Source organism: Pseudidiomarina piscicola (assembly GCF_902806985.1).
Lineage (GTDB): Bacteria > Pseudomonadota > Gammaproteobacteria > Enterobacterales > Alteromonadaceae > Pseudidiomarina > Pseudidiomarina piscicola.
Window position 1 is genome coordinate 18,730 of the sequence record NZ_CADCXY010000002.1, and the last position, 17,385, is coordinate 36,114.

General features: G+C 51.8%; 15 protein-coding genes. 5 read left to right on the top strand and 10 right to left on the bottom strand.

Annotated elements, in window-relative coordinates:
* Positions 1-51 precede the first annotated feature (51 nt).
* Entirely contained in the window at positions 52-567 is a 516-nt protein-coding gene (gene yjgA / locus PSI9734_RS04920) for a ribosome biogenesis factor YjgA (protein WP_217420758.1), read from the top strand.
* Here the strand turns inward: yjgA and tldD are convergent.
* From tldD to PSI9734_RS12080, 9 genes are all read right to left on the bottom strand, one after another.
* Positions 564-2,018, bottom strand: coding sequence for a metalloprotease TldD (tldD, locus tag PSI9734_RS04925; protein ID WP_173920020.1), 1,455 nt, complete (start codon positions 2,016-2,018; stop codon positions 564-566). The two genes, yjgA and tldD, sit on opposite strands and share 4 nt — an antisense overlap.
* Positions 2,005-2,865: a carbon-nitrogen hydrolase family protein gene (locus PSI9734_RS04930; RefSeq protein ID WP_246194751.1), complete on the bottom strand. Its 861-nt coding sequence runs from the start codon at positions 2,863-2,865 to the stop codon at positions 2,005-2,007. The genes tldD and PSI9734_RS04930 overlap by 14 nt, the downstream gene beginning before the upstream one ends.
* Positions 2,783-6,745: a YhdP family protein gene (locus tag PSI9734_RS04935; RefSeq protein ID WP_173920021.1), complete on the bottom strand. Its 3,963-nt coding sequence runs from the start codon at positions 6,743-6,745 to the stop codon at positions 2,783-2,785. The genes PSI9734_RS04930 and PSI9734_RS04935 overlap by 83 nt, the downstream gene beginning before the upstream one ends.
* A 5-nt stretch (positions 6,746-6,750) precedes the next feature.
* Positions 6,751-8,220, bottom strand: a complete 1,470-nt coding sequence (gene rng / locus PSI9734_RS04940; RefSeq protein WP_173920022.1) for a ribonuclease G — start codon at positions 8,218-8,220, stop codon at positions 6,751-6,753.
* A complete protein-coding gene (locus tag PSI9734_RS04945) occupies positions 8,210-8,785 on the bottom strand; it encodes a Maf family protein (protein WP_173920023.1) in 576 nt (191 codons plus the stop codon). The genes rng and PSI9734_RS04945 overlap by 11 nt, the downstream gene beginning before the upstream one ends.
* A gap of 33 nt (positions 8,786-8,818) precedes the next feature.
* Positions 8,819-9,301 carry a rod shape-determining protein MreD gene (gene mreD, locus PSI9734_RS04950; protein WP_246194753.1) on the bottom strand — a complete coding sequence of 161 codons (483 nt, stop codon included), beginning with the start codon at positions 9,299-9,301 and terminating at the stop codon, positions 8,819-8,821.
* Entirely contained in the window at positions 9,291-10,157 is an 867-nt protein-coding gene (gene mreC, locus PSI9734_RS04955; RefSeq protein ID WP_173920025.1) for a rod shape-determining protein MreC, read from the bottom strand. Before mreC ends, mreD begins: the two co-directional genes overlap by 11 nt.
* Positions 10,158-10,163: 6 nt before the next feature.
* The gene (locus PSI9734_RS04960; protein WP_173920026.1) at positions 10,164-11,207 is read right to left on the bottom strand and encodes a rod shape-determining protein; all 1,044 of its coding nucleotides are present in this window, start codon (positions 11,205-11,207) and stop codon (positions 10,164-10,166) included.
* A gap of 172 nt (positions 11,208-11,379) precedes the next feature.
* Positions 11,380-11,883, bottom strand: a complete 504-nt coding sequence (locus PSI9734_RS12080; protein WP_173920027.1) for a prepilin-type N-terminal cleavage/methylation domain-containing protein — start codon at positions 11,881-11,883, stop codon at positions 11,380-11,382.
* A 121-nt stretch (positions 11,884-12,004) separates the two neighbouring features.
* On the opposite strand from PSI9734_RS12080, the gene PSI9734_RS04970 reads away from it, so the two are divergent.
* From PSI9734_RS04970 to PSI9734_RS04985, 4 genes are read left to right on the top strand one after another with little or no spacing between them, the layout of a single operon-like run.
* Complete coding sequence (locus tag PSI9734_RS04970) at positions 12,005-12,565, top strand: type IV pilus modification PilV family protein (RefSeq protein WP_173920028.1); 561 nt, start codon at positions 12,005-12,007, stop codon at positions 12,563-12,565.
* Complete coding sequence (locus PSI9734_RS04975; protein ID WP_173920029.1) at positions 12,565-13,386, top strand: PulJ/GspJ family protein; 822 nt, start codon at positions 12,565-12,567, stop codon at positions 13,384-13,386. Before PSI9734_RS04970 ends, PSI9734_RS04975 begins: the two co-directional genes overlap by 1 nt.
* Positions 13,376-13,852, top strand: coding sequence for a pilus assembly PilX family protein (locus tag PSI9734_RS04980; protein WP_173920030.1), 477 nt, complete (start codon positions 13,376-13,378; stop codon positions 13,850-13,852). Before PSI9734_RS04975 ends, PSI9734_RS04980 begins: the two co-directional genes overlap by 11 nt.
* Positions 13,839-16,823 carry a DUF6701 domain-containing protein gene (locus PSI9734_RS04985; RefSeq protein WP_173920031.1) on the top strand — a complete coding sequence of 995 codons (2,985 nt, stop codon included), beginning with the start codon at positions 13,839-13,841 and terminating at the stop codon, positions 16,821-16,823. The genes PSI9734_RS04980 and PSI9734_RS04985 overlap by 14 nt, the downstream gene beginning before the upstream one ends.
* 50 nt (positions 16,824-16,873) lie before the next feature.
* Here the strand turns inward: PSI9734_RS04985 and PSI9734_RS12085 are convergent, their stop codons facing one another.
* Positions 16,874-17,362: a type II secretion system protein gene (locus PSI9734_RS12085; RefSeq protein WP_173920032.1), complete on the bottom strand. Its 489-nt coding sequence runs from the start codon at positions 17,360-17,362 to the stop codon at positions 16,874-16,876.
* Positions 17,363-17,385: the final 23 nt, after the last annotated feature.

Genomic DNA, 17,385 nt, shown 5'->3' on the forward strand with positions numbered 1-17,385 from the left:
TTGCTTGCTCATTAGCCTGTTAAAATGCCGCTATTGCACAGAGGAAACACCATGCACCACAGCAAAGACCATGACCAAGACGACGAGAATCTCGTCAGTAAATCACAACTCAAACGTGAAGCAGAAGCGCAGCAAGAGCTGGGCCGTACGCTTGTCGACCTTTCGGTCGGTAAGCTCGAGAAAATGCCCATCGATGATGAACTTCTCGATGCAATTCAGTTGGCACAGCGTATTCGCAATAAACGCGAAGGCTTTCGTCGACAACTGCAACACATTGGTAAAATGATGCGCCACCGCGATACTGCGCCTATTGCGCAAGCGCTGAGCGAACTTGAAAACACCCACGACGAGCAAAATGCTTTATTCCATCAGCTCGAAAAGTATCGCGATACGATACTGGCTGAGGGCGACGGTGCGATTCAAGAGTTTTTGCACGACTACCCGCAGGCCGATCGGCAAAAACTACGTCAGTTGTATCGTCAGGCGCAAAAACAACAACAGCAAGGCAAGCCGCCTGCAGCGGCGCGCGAACTGTTCAAATATTTACGCGAGGTGGCCACGGTCTAAGCCGTACCACCCACTGTTAGGGCATCCAATTTCAAGGTTGGTTGCCCTACCCCTACAGGCACACTCTGGCCATCTTTTCCGCAAACACCTACACCGCTATCAAGTGACAGGTCATTACCGACCATCGACACTTGTCGCATCGCTTCAGGGCCATTGCCAATCAAGGTTGCGCCTTTCAACGGAGCGGTAATTTTGCCATCTTCGATCAGGTAAGCTTCAGAGGCCGAAAACACAAACTTGCCCGAGGTAATATCAACCTGGCCGCCGGCAAATTGTGGTGCGTAGATACCTTGTTTGACGCTGCTAATAATATCTTCTGGGGCCGATTCCCCGCCTAACATATAGGTGTTGGTCATACGTGGCATCGGTAAGTGTGCATACGACTCACGACGACCATTCCCAGTAGGTGCAACGCCCATTAGGCGGGCATTCATTTTGTCTTGCATATAGCCAACTAAGCGGCCTTTTTCAATAAGCACGTTATAACCTGCGGGGGTGCCTTCGTCGTCGACGCTAAGTGAACCGCGACGATCGTCCAAGGTGCCATCATCGACAATAGTGCACAGCTCGGACGCGACCTGCTCACCCATTTTCCCAGAGTAAGCCGAGGCGCCTTTGCGGTTGAAGTCACCTTCTAAACCATGGCCAACGGCTTCGTGCAGCAGTACTCCGGGCCAGCCAGAGCCAAGTACCACTGGCATAGTTCCAGCCGGCGCTGAACGCGCCTCCAGGTTGACTAATGCTTGCCGCACCGCTTCTTTCGCGTAGCTCTGCCAACGTGGCACGTCAGCTTGCGCGTCGTTGGCTAAGAAATATTGGTAGTCGATACGCGCACCGCCACCTGCACTGCCGCGCTCACGACGGCCATTTTCTTCTGCTAACACGGTGCAGTTAACGCGTACCAAAGGTCGCACGTCGGTGGCCAAGGTGCCATCGGTGGCCATCACCAACACTTCATCATAGCTACCGCTAACGCTTGCAATAACTTCAACGATGCGGCTGTCGAGCGACCTGGCATAGGCGTCCATTTCGCGCAGCAAGTCAATTTTGGCGGCTTCATTTAAGCTTGATAACGGGTTCAGCGCTTGATAACGCGAGGTCGCCGACACTTGAGTCGGCACTTGAATGCGTTTTGCAGCACCAGCTTCGGCAATGCCACGCGCCGCGCCAGAGGCTTGGCTTAAGGCCGAAGCAGTAATTTCGTCGGCGTAAGCAAAGCCGGTTTTCTCTTGGTGCAACGCGCGCACCCCAAGGCCGCTCTCAATATGAAAGCTGCCCGACTTCACGATGCCGTCTTCCAACACCCAAGACTCGTTGGTACTGTGCTGTAAATAAATATCGGCGTAATCGATAGCACCGGTATACAACGTTGATAAACGCTGCTGCAATGCATCGATGTCGAGATCGTTGGCGGTCAAAAGATGTTCAATGACCTGATTATGATGACTCATGTATAACCTTCTTACTACTGGCAAAATGTTTTGCCACAGGAATATTTTTTCGAATAGTGTCGAGCTTACTTAGGTCCACACTGGCGGTGCTTAAACATGGGCTTTGCTCGCCGTCACAAGTGCTCAGCAGCTTGCCCCAAGCATCAATCACCACTGCATGGCCGTATGTTTCACGGCCGTTGGCATGCACCCCAACTTGCGCACCAGCGACCAGCGCACACTGTTGCTCGATAGCCCGCGCGCGCGTCAGAACATGCCAGTGCGCGGCGCCTGTCACCTTGGTAAAGGCCGATGGTAAGGCAATCACGTCAGCGCCAGCATCACGCAAGGCACGGAATAGCTCGGCAAAGCGCACATCATAACATACCGCCAAACCGAGCACGCCAAATTCCGTGTTCACAGTGACCACTTCTTGACCGGCTTCGGTCCAGCTTGATTCGCGGTAAGTCTTAGTCGAATCGGCTACATCCACATCGAATAGGTGAATCTTGTTGTAGCGTGCCAGACACTGACCGTCGGGCCCGTAGAGTAGTGACGCGGCAGAGAACTTTTGCTGATTGGCTTGATCGATAATGGGTACAGTACCCGCCAGCAAATAGATATTGTGCTGGGCCGCCAGTTCCGACAACCGCTGCTGCATGCTGCCTTGCTGAAATAGCTCGGCTAGCTCGCGCTGACGCTTATCACCAGCGCCGAAACATAAGCACGCCTCGGGCAACACCACCAGTTGGGGCCGCGCCGCCGGTAGCTGTTCGAGTAAGGCTTCAATGACTTGAAGATTGTCCTTTGGGTCCGGTTGGCTGGTCATTTGTACCGCTGTCAGTTGCACTGTCTGGGTTGTTGTCATTGCCTTCCTCCTGCGGTAGTTGGTCTACGGGAATGGTTACTTCACGACTGTCGCGAGAAACCTCTTCAACGACTGGCGCATCAATGGTGCCAGAAATTTTGTACTCAAGGCGACTGATCACTTGGGCATCTTGCAGCATCCGATCAATCAGCAGTGCCGCCAACCCCGACGGTGGATTCACCATCCATGCCAATATCACTGGCAAGCTGGAGGTCACTTTAGGTACGTAAAATAACTGATAGTCGATCGCGTCGGTGACAAGGTTGCTGGTACCGCTAATTTCCATGTCGCCCGCCGAGCCATCCATCGTTGCTCGCTCGGTCGTCACAACGCCATTGTCGATAGCGAACGTGCCGTCAAATTCTGTGAAGAACAGGCCATTGGCAAAAATATCACGAAAATCGAACCGTAACTTGCGTAGAATTCCTTCAAGGCTTAATAGCGAGAACAACCGAGCACCACCATCGCTGACATCATTTAAGTAGCCTTGCCCCAGTTGCCAGTCCATTGCACCATTTAGGCTGGCGACATTGAAGGCCTCGGGGCTGCCCTGCCAGCCCAGTTCAAAGTCAAAATTGGCTGGACTGTCTTGAATAATCGAGGTGATACCGTAGTCATTCAAAAACGCACCTAAATCGTCGCTCGCGAAGTTACCCGCCACCTTGGTTTGGGCTTGTTCGGTGGCCGTGGCAAGCTGCCAATCAAGACTTGCATCAAGTTGATGCTGGCCTTGTTTAACGCTAATTTTATTAAACACCAAACGCTCAGCTTGAGGCTGTAGTTCAAGTTCCACTTCACCCAAGGGGTAACTTCCGTACTGGCACCGTTTACAACTGAAGGCAATGGTTGGCCATGCGCCATAGTCGCGGCCCTGCTGTACTTCTTGCACCACACTTTCATCTGGCGTCGGGGGTATTGCGAGCTCTAGGTAGTCCGCGGTAATTTCCAGTCGTGCGGGCTTTTCTGCAGCCATCGCGGGCCAATAGACACCGGCAACGGCGGCTTGTTCGGCCCGCCAACGATAGCGCCAAGTATTCACTACGTTGGTATCTTGGGGTTCCTGCTGGGGCCAAATCACAATGGCATTGTCGGTGAGTAGATGGTCGGCAAGGCTTAAACGCTGTGCTCTTATCTCAATCAGATCGGGCACTGGTGCCACAATGGTGGCATCGCCTTGTTGTGGGCCAAACGCTGCGGTGAGCCACTGTGCCGTATTGCCTAATTGCCGCATCCATTCGCCCGCATCCATCGCACTAAGCCCAACTTCTATGGGAAAGCGGGGATTCAAGCCGAGCAGATCAGGGTTCGGCGCTTCGCTGACTCGATCACCGATGCGGGCATAGCCTTGCAGAAGCTCGCTACCGTCACCGTTGTACTGTAATTCAATCAACCCCTGTTCGCCCAAACTACTGTTGAATAAAAGGCTTTCAGGCCCACCTGACACTTGGAGTTGCCAGGGTAGTTCAGTGCCTTGCTGAGTACTCAGCGGCGCTGGCAAATGCAACGCCAAGGCGGCTAAATCCGATTGTTGCTGCCAATGAAATGAATAGCCGCCACTCGTTGGTAACGACAGCGCCAGCTCTCCTTGCCAGTTAAAGTTGCCCGCGGCCAATTCCGCCGTTTGTGGCAATCGCTCAGCGAGCTTCGCCATCGACCAATCGGCCTCGGCCTGCACAGCCACATGATAGTCGTCGTCGCGCGACTTACCATCGAACGTCACCTGTAATGGTAACTGCTGCCATGCTAAATCAATAGCATCGCTGCGAATCACATCATTACGGTAATGAACATCGCCACGCAGGTTGGTAAATTGCTGTTGCAAGCTTGCGACAAAGAGGTCGTTTCCGGCAAGCTTAGCAGTACCTTCAGCGACCACCTGCCCGCTTCCACCTAATGGAATGGTGAGTTCTAGACCTCCGCTAATGGGGCCTTGTAATTGCAGTTCACTGAAGGTTTCGCCAAGGCTTGAGGCCATTGGGCTGGCAGCAAATACCGGCTGCAGGGCCTGGCCATCACCGCGAATTGCGCCGCTAATACGCAGCGTCTTAGGCGTTGCTAGAATAGAGTCCATACGGGTATCGACCCGCGCTAATGTCATGTCACCAAGCTTGCCGTTGGTGGTCAGAATATGCATCCGCGTATTGCGAAAATTGACATGTGTGGTGGCATCGGTCACCGCTGGCCAGTTTGGTTGAAAACGGTACACGAGTTCGCGCAAGTTAACCTGGGCTTGAAAGCTACCAGTTGCTTCGGCGTACGGGAACTTGTCCAATGGGCCTCGCCACACCATGGCAACATCATCCGCTACGCCGTCAAGCAATGAGGTTTGCAAATAATCATGCAGATTGGCACCCATGACATTTGGTAAGTAACGCCGCAACACCGCCGCAGGAATTGGCTCGGCACTAGCATCGACCAACCGTAGTGCCAGCTCCAGTTGTTCGCGTTGTTGTAGCGTTGCCCGCACGGCTAACGGCAGGCCCTGTAAATCAACCCGACTGCCTTCATCCACACGCAACTGCCATTGCCCCTGCAGCCAGCTAAAGCTGCCATCTAAGGCTAAGCGGTCAAGTGGCCAAGGGTCGGTATCATTCAGCAGTTCACTGCGCAAGGCAAGGTCGCCCCCTGCCAGTGACCAACGCGCTTGTGCTCCGTTACCAATGGCAGCCACGGAGACTTGGGAAACACCGGGCAACCCGTTGACGGACTGCCAACCTATGTCGCCGGCCTGAAGCTGCCACTGAAGCGGTTGTTGTAACCTGTGTTGGAGGCGTAGATCGACGTTACCGCTGACTTCAGCCTGCCGCACCGTATCAGCAAATGCTTGGCCTTGACTCCCCACCAAACTCGACAACTGCAATAAAGGTGCGAAAGGTACGTCTTCAGCGCTTAATGCGACCAATTCAGGCGTCTGTAACCAACTGACCGTCGGCAAGGTCCAAGTGGTGCTGTCTTGCACAAAGGTGATGGGATTATTATTCACCAGCCAACCGTTTTCATGGGGCCTGAGTCGCAGTAAGCCTTTTGGGATCACCAGTTGATGTTTACGCGTGCCCACCTGCCAGTGCAGTTCATTGCGAGCTAGTTGTAAGGTACCGTTACTAAAGTCACTGGCGTTAAAGTTAAGCCACATCGTAAAGTTAAATTCGGCTTGCAGAACCTGAGAATCAACTACTTTTTGTTGCAACCATGCGGCAATATCTAGGTTTGAGGCTTGCACATAAATTTGGCCGTCGAGGTTGGCTGGATCATTACCTTCCACTTCGATCATCACATCTAAGGCGTTTTGCGCTAACTCGGCGATGCGGAAACTACCAATGCCTTGGTGCGAGCGGCCTTGGTTCGCCCAACTGAGGCGGTCAATAACGATAGCGCGCCTTACCCCAACAAGATTGATCAGTTCGAGGGTACTATTTTCGATGGTCACATGGTCGAGTTGGTTGAGGAAGAAACGCGGTAGTTGGTCACCTAACCCGGTATTGCTGCGCAACGACGAGTTACGTAAGTCGTACGTCACGTGTAGATCAGACAAGGCCACGGTTTCGAACTGCACCGACCACGACCGCAGGCTGCGCCAAAAGTTAAATATCACCCGCGCTTCGTTAAGCTGTAATTGTGTGGCTTCACCACCGATTTGGCTGACATCGATGTCGCGTAAAATCAGTTGCGGGCCCGCGGCATTCCAATCAGCGCCTAGCTCATCGATGCTGACTTCCACGGCATAGTTGGTACTGAGAAATTCTTCCACATTGGTGGTGACGTCAGGTAACTGAGGCAGCAAATAGCGCAGCATACTCAACAGCACCGCGAACAGCACTAGCGCCGTTGCTGCGGTGTAGAGAATCGTGCGATAAGCTACTTTAACTGACATCCGCCACATAGTGATTACATCATTACGACGTCAAACTGCTCTTGGTGATAGAGCGGTTCAACCATAACTTTAACCTGCTTGCCAATAAACACCTCAAGTTCGGCAAGCGCATGCGACTCTTCATTCATCAGTGCTTCAGTGACGGCCGCCGAGGCGTATATGACGAAGTGGTCTGCAGCGTAAGCGCGATTGACGCGCACAATTTCTCGCATCACTTCGTAGCACACGGTTTCGACGGTCTTCATACTGCCGCGACCGCTACAAACCGGACACTCTGAGCAGAGCACATGCTCGAGGCTTTCACGCGTACGTTTGCGGGTCATTTCTACTAAACCCAAAGAGGTAAAACCATTGATTGAGGTTTTAGCACGGTCTTTGGCCAGCGCTTGTTCCAAGCTATGCAACACCCGGCGCTTGTGATCAGCGTTTTGCATGTCGATAAAGTCAATAATAATAATGCCGCCAAGATTACGCAGGCGCAGCTGTCGCGCAATCGCTTGGGTTGCTTCGGTATTAGTATTGAAGATGGTTTCTTCGAGGTTACGATGACCGACAAAACCACCGGTATTAATGTCGATGGTGGTCATGGCTTCGGTTTGGTCAATAATAATGGACCCACCTGATTTAAGTTCGACTTTACGATCGAGCGCCCGTTGCACTTCATTTTCAACGTCGAACATATCAAAAATAGGTCGCTCACCCGCGTAGTACTCAAGTGCTTCTGTGAGTTCTGGAATGAACTGAGTGACAAACTCATGAAGCAGCTCATAGGTTACTTTTGAATCGACACGTATACGCTCAATTTCATCGCCAACGAAGTCTCTTAGAATGCGACTTGAGAGGTTTAGGTCTTCGTACACCAAGCCAATTTTACGCATTTGTTTACGGCGTTTTTGCAGGGTGTCCCACAGCCGACGCAGAAACGCCGCGTCGCGCTTGAGTTCATCATCGCTTGCGCCTTCTGCCGCAGTACGAACAATAAAGCCGGACGACTCATCAACGTAGGGTTGTGCCGCTTTTTTTAGCCGCTCACGCTCTTTGTCGTCTTCAATTCGTTGAGATATACCGACATGGGGCGACTGTGGCATTAACACCATGTAGCGCGACGGAATGGTAATGTCGGTGGTGAGTCGGGCACCTTTAGTACCTAACGGGTCTTTCACCACTTGCACTAAAATATGCTGGCCGGGACGAACCAAAGTGGCAATGTCTGGCGCGAGTTCCGGGCGTGGCGTTACGCCTTCCGCCGCCGATAAGGGTGAGACAATGTCCGACGCATGTAAAAAAGCGGCTTTGTCTAAACCAATATCGACAAAGGCAGCCTGCATTCCAGGCAACACGCGTGCCACCTTGCCAACGTAGATATTCCCCACTAGGCCACGTTTGGCCTGTCGTTCAATGTGGATCTCTTGCAAGATACCGTTTTCAATCAACGCTATGCGAGTTTCTGTAGGGGTCACATTCATGAGGACTTCAGCACTCATTTTGACTTTGCTCCGCTGCTTGAATTAGTTGCTCGGTTTCGTACAAGGGCAGCCCGACGACGGCCAGGTAACTGCCTTCGATATGACGCACAAACTTCGCTGCCCGCCCTTGTATGCCATAACCGCCGGCTTTGTCTTTGGGTTCACCCGTTTGCCAGTAAGCGTCGATTTCTGCCGCGCTTAGCTCCTTAAAATGCACCATTGTGGACACTAACGCCACATTTGTTGCACCGTTATAGTGCAAAGCAACGGCCGTCAATGCGTGGTGGCTGCGCCCCGACAGTTTGTGCATCATCGAAGTATAGTCGGCCTGATTGACCGGCTTCTCAAGCACTTGTTGCTCGCAAACCACGACGGTGTCTGAACCAATGACCGCAGCTTCCACTGAGCTCAACTTGGCCCCAGCCTGTGCTTTTTCCACCGCAAGTCGCGAAACATAAGCTTCAGCAGTTTCCCCGGCCTGTTGTTGCTCTTCGATGTTAGGTTTGACCACACTGAAGGGCCGATCTAACAGTTGGAGCAGTTCGAACCGCCGTGGCGAACCTGAAGCGAGAACCAGTTGCATAGCTACGTTAACCTTGTCGATAAAAGCAATTGCTTAACGGATTAAATGGCGACGCCGATACCTGCGTAGAATCAGAAACACCCATGGCCAAATGACCGCTGAAGACAGTACCGGATACAAGTAAGGCCAATTAAATACGGCATCGTTCAATAGATGTTCCAGTTGGTAGACCAACACCCGTTTAATTAAGATGAGTACACCCACCACCAGCAACTGCTGTGTGAGCGAGTAGTTGCGTATACGCTGAAAGTGGCGAATCGCCGGGTAAGCCATCACCACCAGAGCGGTGGCATAAATACCAAAAGTGGTGCCCATCAAAATATCGGTCAATAGGCCAATAATAAGTACCGTACCAAAACCGACCCGATGGGGAATCGCAATCAGCCAGTAAAGCACCACCAAGGCCACCCAGTCGGGGCGCCAAGGCTCAAACAGCGCTGGAATCGGCATCACCATCAGTACTAAAGCAATGACATAGCTGACGAGCAAAGGCACGAGCCCTGATTTAATCCACATCACTCACCTCGTCATCGAAAACTGGTGTCTCTGTTGCATCCGCCGGCCACAGCAGCAACAAGGTACGTATGCGATCAAGTTGAGCGAAAGGAACAGCAACAACGCGCGCATATTGCAGGCGCTCGTCACGATCAATAGACGCAATTTGTGCCACTGGGTAGCCTTCTGGGAACACTTCGCCGAGCCCAGAGGAGACTAAAACGTCGCCCTCTTGCAACTTAGTACTGTGCGGAATAAAACTCAGCTCTAGGCGGTTCAAATCACCCACGCCCTGGGCAATCACTCGAATATCGTTACGCTCTGCCCGCAGCGAAATACCATGGCTTTGATCAGAAATGAGCAGCACCCGTGCGGTGGAGCGCCCGACACTCATGATTTGCCCAACAATACCGCGGTTATCAAGTACCGGCTGGCCCTCATAAACACCGTTGGCATAGCCTTTATTGATCACGACTTGATGGGAAAACGGATCGGTTGCCACGGCAACCACTTCGGCGACCATACGGCGGCTGGCGGCGCGTACTTCGGAATCTAAAAGTTGCCGCAAACGAGCATTTTCGTTTTCAAGGAAGTTCAGGCGTTGCACCGCCATTTGCAGTTCCAACAACTCGTCACGCAGTTGCTGATTGTCTTCCCGTAGCGCAGAGCGTGTGGTAGCCAAATAGACTAGACGGTCCATCACTTCTTCCGGCAACACTGCTAAGTACTGCACTGGCGCAATCGCAGTACTTAAAAACGAACGCACCGGCTGCATGGTCTGTAGCCGGTGGTCAAGGAACATTAGGCTGCCAGCAACAGTAAGGGCTAGCAGCAACCGTGTTCGTAATGAAGGGCCGTGTTCGAACAGCGACTTCATGTGGCGTTACTCATAACTAAACAGATCACCACCATGTACGTCGATCATTTCAAGCGCTTTACCGCCCCCACGCGCCACGCACGTTAGGGGATCATCAGCGATGATCACTGGAATACCTGTTTCTTCGGTCAATAGGCGGTCGATATCGCGTAACAGCGCACCACCACCGGTCAGCACCATACCACGTTCGGAAATGTCTGATGCTAGCTCTGGTGGCGACTGCTCAAGGGCCACCATTACGGCACTGACGATACCCATCAGAGGCTCTTGCAAGGCTTCAAGAATTTCATTGCTATTGAGCGTGAATGAGCGCGGCACACCTTCGGCAAGGTTGCGCCCACGCACTTCTATTTCAAGTACTTCGTCACCTGGGAAGGCCGAGCCAATTTCATGCTTAATGCGCTCCGCTGTCGCTTCACCAATCAATGAACCGAAGTTGCGACGAATATAGTTGACGATTGCTTCATCAAATTTATCGCCACCAATGCGCACCGACGACGAGTACACCACACCGTTTAGTGAAATAATGGCGACTTCGGTGGTACCACCACCAATATCAACCACCATTGAACCTGTTGCTTCGGAAACCGGTAACCCAGCACCGATAGCAGCGGCCATAGGCTCGTCGATCAAATACACTTCACGAGCACCGGCACCTAATGCTGATTCGCGGATCGCGCGGCGTTCGACTTGGGTTGAGCCACAGGGCACACACACTAAAACGCGTGGGCTCGGACGGAAGTAATGGCTGTCGTGCACTTTCTTAATAAAGTGCTGAAGCATTTTCTCGGTCACGTAGAAATCGGCAATAACGCCGTCTTTCATTGGCCGAATGGCTTTAATATTGCCCGGCGTACGGCCTAACATTTGTTTGGCTGCTTGCCCTACCGCGGCAACACCTTTCGGACCGCCTGAGCGTTCTTGACGAATCGCGACAACGGAAGGCTCATCGAGGACAATACCCTCATCTTTAACATAAATCAGTGTGTTCGCTGTTCCCAAATCGATAGATAAATCGTTGGAAAATATTCCGCGCAATTTCTTAAACATCAGGGGTATTCCCTTTACTAGTCTTTAAGTTTGTCAGATTGGTGGGGAGTTGCGCTAACTTTAGCAACTGCAGATCTCTCGAGCAAGCCTGCTCCCGTTTGTATGTCAGTATTATTGCATATTTTTTGCCTGCTTTTACTACAGATTCTTTGGCTTTTTTCAGGCCGCTTTATTAGCTGCAACTGCCCGAGCGAATATAACCTTGGCTTTGCACACACAAATAACGCGTATCGGCTCCGGCAATGACAAATTCGACGCTACTTTGCCCGCAAGGTTCCGCTGTTGAGCTATGTTGCTGCGAAACGGGGCAGCCCCAGCTATTAAACAACACCCCTGACGAGGCATTTGCAAGCGCCGAATTGACGCTCAACGTAACCCCGGCGGGTATCGTAATGATTCGCGTCGCCTTGACTGTCGCGCCACACTCTTGCGGTGCTATTTCAGTACTGCTCAAACTGACGCCATAACAACGGCGGTTGACGTCTTGCATCGCTCGCTCTTGACTCAGTCGCAGTAGGCTTAACAACTCAGCTTCAATCAGCGGTTCGTCGACGCCGTCGCTGTCGATAAAAGCCGGTGCAGCGGTCACTGCTAGAATACCAATAATGATAATAACGACGATAAGCTCAATTACCGAGAACCCTTGCCATTTCTTTACACTTACAGATTTGTTCATGACCATGCCCAGGTTGCGATGCACAATGTAGAAAAAGAGTATAGTATTGACTTAACAAGTTAAAGATTGTTGCTAGACTGACGATTCATTCATCGCAGCGCAACCACTACCGGATCAACTTATGCACCAACCAAGCCTTTGTAAAATCGGTCGAAAGCCCAAGCTTACGACAGGATTTACGCTGATCGAACTGATCATTGGCGTGGTGGTTCTAGCATTTGCGTTTTCGCTGATTGCCACCCTCATTTACCCCCAGGCCATTCGCAGCGCTGAACCGGTTTTGCAGATCCGAGCTTCTAACTTAGCACAGGCCTTCATTGCAGAGATACAAAGCAAAGCATTTGATGAAAATAGCTCTCAAAGTGGTGGTAGCCAACGCTGCGGTGAGTCCGGCGCTCCGCCTTGCAGCACCAGCTTCGGCCCGGAAGGTGAAACACGTGATCAGTTCGACGATGTGGATGACTTTCACCAGCTTGAAGTTAGCCAGCCCAATCTTGCCGATGTACTGGGGGCTAATTTAGCAGACGACTACCGCGGTTTCGAATACGCCATCGATGTCTGTTACAGCGATCTTCAAGGTACTTGCGATGCGGCAGTGACGCCGTTTAAGCGCGTGCAAGTTAGAATTGCAACGTCGCAATCCCAAGACTTCGTGTTTTCGATAGTGAAGGGGAATTACTGATGCGCCAGTTGGGCTTCACCTTAGTTGAAATAATCGTCGTTATTTTACTACTGGCCACCTTAGCTATCTACTCCTTTGGTTTTCTCGGCCTCGGCAGTGACATGATCACACAGGTTAATGCGCGCAATAAATTGGTTGCCGAGCAGCGCTTTGCCATCGAGCGCTTGACTCGAGAGATTCGCTCTTCTGTACCGCGCAGTACCAGAACAAATAATGCTTGTCTTGAACTAATGCCCCTTCAGGGGACGAACCTCTACCTATCGCTACCTCGCCCAGGCCCTGGCGGCAATAAGCCGATGGTCGTCGTTACTCCCTACATGCCGACGGCGAACTTGGTCAACAATTACGTATTGGTGTATGCCACCAATGCCAATTACATTTACGGAAATAATGAGCAACGACGCAAAGTAATTAGCGCGGTTAGCCTCGATGACCCACAAACAGGATTAAGCACCTTAACATTGTCGGCGAGTCCACCTAAATTCTTTACCGATAGCCCATCGCGTTCATTCTTTGTGGGCAGCCAACCGGTGAGCTGGTGCATCGATACCACGAATCAAACACTGATGCGGTTTGCCAACTACGGACTATTGAAAAACCAACCCGACTTTTCAACCTTAACCAGCAATGCGACGAGTCAGCAGGTGATGGCGGTTGATGTGGTCAATGACCTGAGTCTCGGTCAACAACCTTTTCGGGTGCAAGAGCCAGGCCTGCAGCGCAGTAATTTAGTGCGCATGTTGCTTGTCTTCGCATCCTCCGAAAAGGCCGGTTCAGCACTTGAAATAACGCACGAGGTGGCTATTCCAAATGTACCTTAATTCGAACCTATTGAGTGCCACTCAAGCTGCTCGGCGACAACGTGGAGCAGCGCTTGCCATTGCCTTGTTTGTGTTGTTGGTAATGAGCTTAGTTGGGCTGACCTTAGTGCGCTCTTTGAACGATACCGCCAATGCAGTGGCAAGTGATGTGCTTGGTGCGCGCGCGCAATTCGCGGCCCAAAGTGGAATCGATGCGGTGATGGTAGAACTCTACCCACTGAACGGCACTTTTGATAGCTCGGTGTGCCCGGCCCGTAACACTATCGAACCACCAGTGGTACGCAGTTACAGCTATACTGCACTAGGCTTAACTCAGTGCACAACCGACATCCGCTGTAACCAGCTTCAGTTAAACAGCCCATACAGTGGCACTCACGTGCGACTGATTGCGGAAGGTAGTTGTCAAGGCGGTGAAATGGTGTATTCCAAACGAATTTTAGTTGAGGTTGCTGATGCAATTAAGTAAATCCATAGGTTTTTTCAGTACCACCTTGCTAAGTGTTGCCCTAGGGGTAGCACTAACCACTCTACCAACGCCGGTGTATGCACAGAGTACGCCCAGTGCGTCTGAGTGCGCGCAGTACAGCGACTTGCTCGATTACGGCATTATCGGCGAAAGTGGCTTTAACTATGGCAATAACTCCGAAATTAATGGCAACGATATCGATGGCAACGGCAATACGCCGACGCCTGACGGCCAGGTTGACACTGTAGATCTCGACTTTCCTGCACTGAGCCCGGCAACTTTTCCCTTTAGTCAAACCGGTGGGCCTGATCTTACCAATGCTACCGACATTCAACCGGGTAGTTACGGCACCATTACTGCCGATAAAAAAGCTAAGAAGGGCCAACGTAAGTCGTTTGTTTCATTTGCCGGCGGCGGTACCTATTACATTGAGGAGCTGATTTTTGATGGCAAAGACTCGATTGCCGAGCTTGGCCCCGGCGACTATTTTATTGAACGACTAAACCTCGATAACAAGTCCTATATTGATCTCGTGCCACAAGATCAAGTTCGTCTGTATGTGGGCGAATACTTGATTGGCGATAATAATATTTTCGTAAATAGTGGCGGCCCGGCGAGTGATATGTTGGTTTACCTTTACGACAATGCCTACATTAATTTAGGTAATTTCAATGAGGGTGGTTCGAGCAATACGGTTATTAACTTCAATGGTTTAATCTATAGCCCTTACCCTTCGACGTCGGTCACACTCGGTAACAACAATAATTATCAGGGGGCCATACTGACGCCTGGTGAAGTGAATGTGGGTAATAACACCACCTTTAACTACAGCCCCGAATTACAGGATGAGCTCGCTAGCGCTGTTGGCTGTGAACCCAGCAGCGGTGGCATTCACCATTTACGGATCCGCCACCCGCAGTCGATCGTCAGTTGCTATAGCGCCGTGGTTGAAGTTTTAGCCTGTGCTGATGCCAACTGCTCACAGCTCTACCCCGATGCTGTGTCCGTTGACTTAAGTGCCGGCGCCACTGGCCCCACGTGGCAAGGCGGTGATGTGGCCAGCAGCAATGGCCCAAATGCCACCCTTAGTTTTACCAGTGGTAGTGGCGTTGCGGGGCTCCAATGGGTCGACGGTGGCACTGCCACCCTTGCGGCGAACGCTAGCTCGCCAACACCCTCGGCAGCAACCCAGTGTTTCACCAGCAGTGGTAGCCAAGCAACCAACTGCGAGCTCGATTTTAACACCGCCGGGCTGGTGGTTACCGCTGCAGACGGACAAAGTATCATTGCCGCGCAACACGCCGGCCTTGACTTCACTACCACCCTTCGGGCGATACAAACCAATACCACGACGGGCGCCTGCGAAGCGCGTGTCAGTGGCAACCAAAACGTTGAGTTTGCTATTGAGTGCGCCAATCCTCAAAACTGTCAAGCCGGCCAAACTTATACCGTAAACGGTACCAACGTGAATTTGAATAACAGCGGTAGCGCACTTGCCTACAGTTCGGTGGCCGTTAACTTCGACAGTAACGGTAACGCAGTACTAAACAATAATTACAGTGACGTAGGCCTACTGCAGATGCATGCGCGTTTAAACCTCGCCCCTTCATCGGCTTCTGGCAGCATCAACGACCCGGCTACCAACCTGCAAGGGACCAGTTTGAACGACTATGTAGTTAAGCCGCACACCCTCTCGGTCGTCGCACTTGATGACAACGATCAATTGTGGAGCGCAACCGGCGCAACAGGTCCAGGCTATGTCGCCGCTGGAGAAGATTTTAGCATGGTGATTCAAAGTCGAAACGCGGCCGGTAACCCCACCCCTAATTTCGGTCGCGAAATTAGCCCAGTGACCGTGACCGCAGACTTTGCATCTATGGCGTATCCGAGCCCGGCAGACGCCGGCTCAAACGCCAGTAAATTAACCCTCAGCCAAGCCTTTGTGCCGAGCTCAACCATTACCGGTGCGTATCAAACCGATGGTGCTCGCTGGTTCGAAGCTGGTACTGTGAATTTACGCGCAGCTCTCAATAACAACGACTACTTAGGTGGTGGCGACGCCTTGCAACGGCCAGAAAGTGCTATAGGACGGTTTTATCCTGACCATTTTGCGCTGGTCACCAGCTCGGTCACCAATAGCGACGGCAGCTTTTCGTACATGGATCATGCCGGCATTGGCATTGATGCCATCGTCGAAGCGCGCGCAGTCAATGGCCAACGCTTACGCAATTACGGCAGTAACTACGCCAGTACCGCAGTACTACAGTCGGTGATCCGCAATACCCCCGCAGATCAAGCCAGTGATGACTTCTCGAGCCGCTGGCAGGCTTCTTTACCTAGCTTATGGGACACTGGCCAATTAGTTATCTCACTAAGCGATGCGAGCCTCTTAAAACGCAGCGACGAAGCCCCAGATGGGCCATTTGACGACATTGAGGTGGGTCTTCAGGTACTTAGCGAACTCGACAATCGCGATTTTAAAAGCAGCGCGAAAACGCTCAGCACACTGGCCGGTGATGGGGTACCTCTGGATGGCTCATTGCAGCTGCGTTATGGTCGCTTAACTTTAGATAATAGTTACGGCCCGGAAACAGAAACGTTGCCCGTCGCTTTGCGTGCCGAATACTGGAATGGCGAGCTGTTCACTACCCATGGTCTTGATAGCTCGACACCATATGCGCCGGGCGCTCTTTCGGTGGTCGATTACCTCGACCCTATCACCACTTCTGCCGGTGGTAGCAGCGGTACACTGGTCGACGGCAATATCGGCACTAGCCCACTCTATTGGACGGCGCCAACAGGCAGCCCGAGCCGCGGTGAATTCATTTTCGAGTTCGATGCACCAAGTTACCTTGAGTATCCATGGCAAGACGCCGATGGCAACACTTACACCAACCCGCGCGCTTATGGCGGCTTTGGTTTATACCGAGGCAACGCTCGGAAAACTACTGAAAAAGATTTAACCCAATAAAAAAGCGCTCCGAAGAGCGCCTTTTTGGTTTGTACCTGTTAATCACACTATTAACAGTTATCTTCTAAGTTTGGAGCCACGCTTACTTTAGCCGGCGTTATTGTTGATGAGCCACTTGATGTGACTTCTTCTGCTTGTGTATAGGTAACAGAGCAGCCTGTCGCTGCGCCCTTTGGTGAAAAGGTAATCTCGCCTGACGTGGTATCATCGATATCCCACTCGCTACCTGAGATGCCTGCAGCGAGTTGAATACCACCCGCTGGGTCTACACCTTTAGCTGCAGGATACCCATAAACGGTAGACACATCGCCGCCTTCTGTGGTTACAGTTCCCGTAGGTTCACCATCGTCACCGTCGATCAACGATTTTGCGTAAACCAGTTGCATCGCACCTTGGATAGATGCTTGAGCACCTTTTACCGTAGACTCACGGGCATCTGATGAAAAGTTAATAAACTGCGGTGCTGCGGTGACAGCTAAGATACCTAGCACCACGATCACGATGATTAACTCGATTAATGTAAAACCTTTTTGTTTCATATGTACTTCTCCTTTATTTTCAA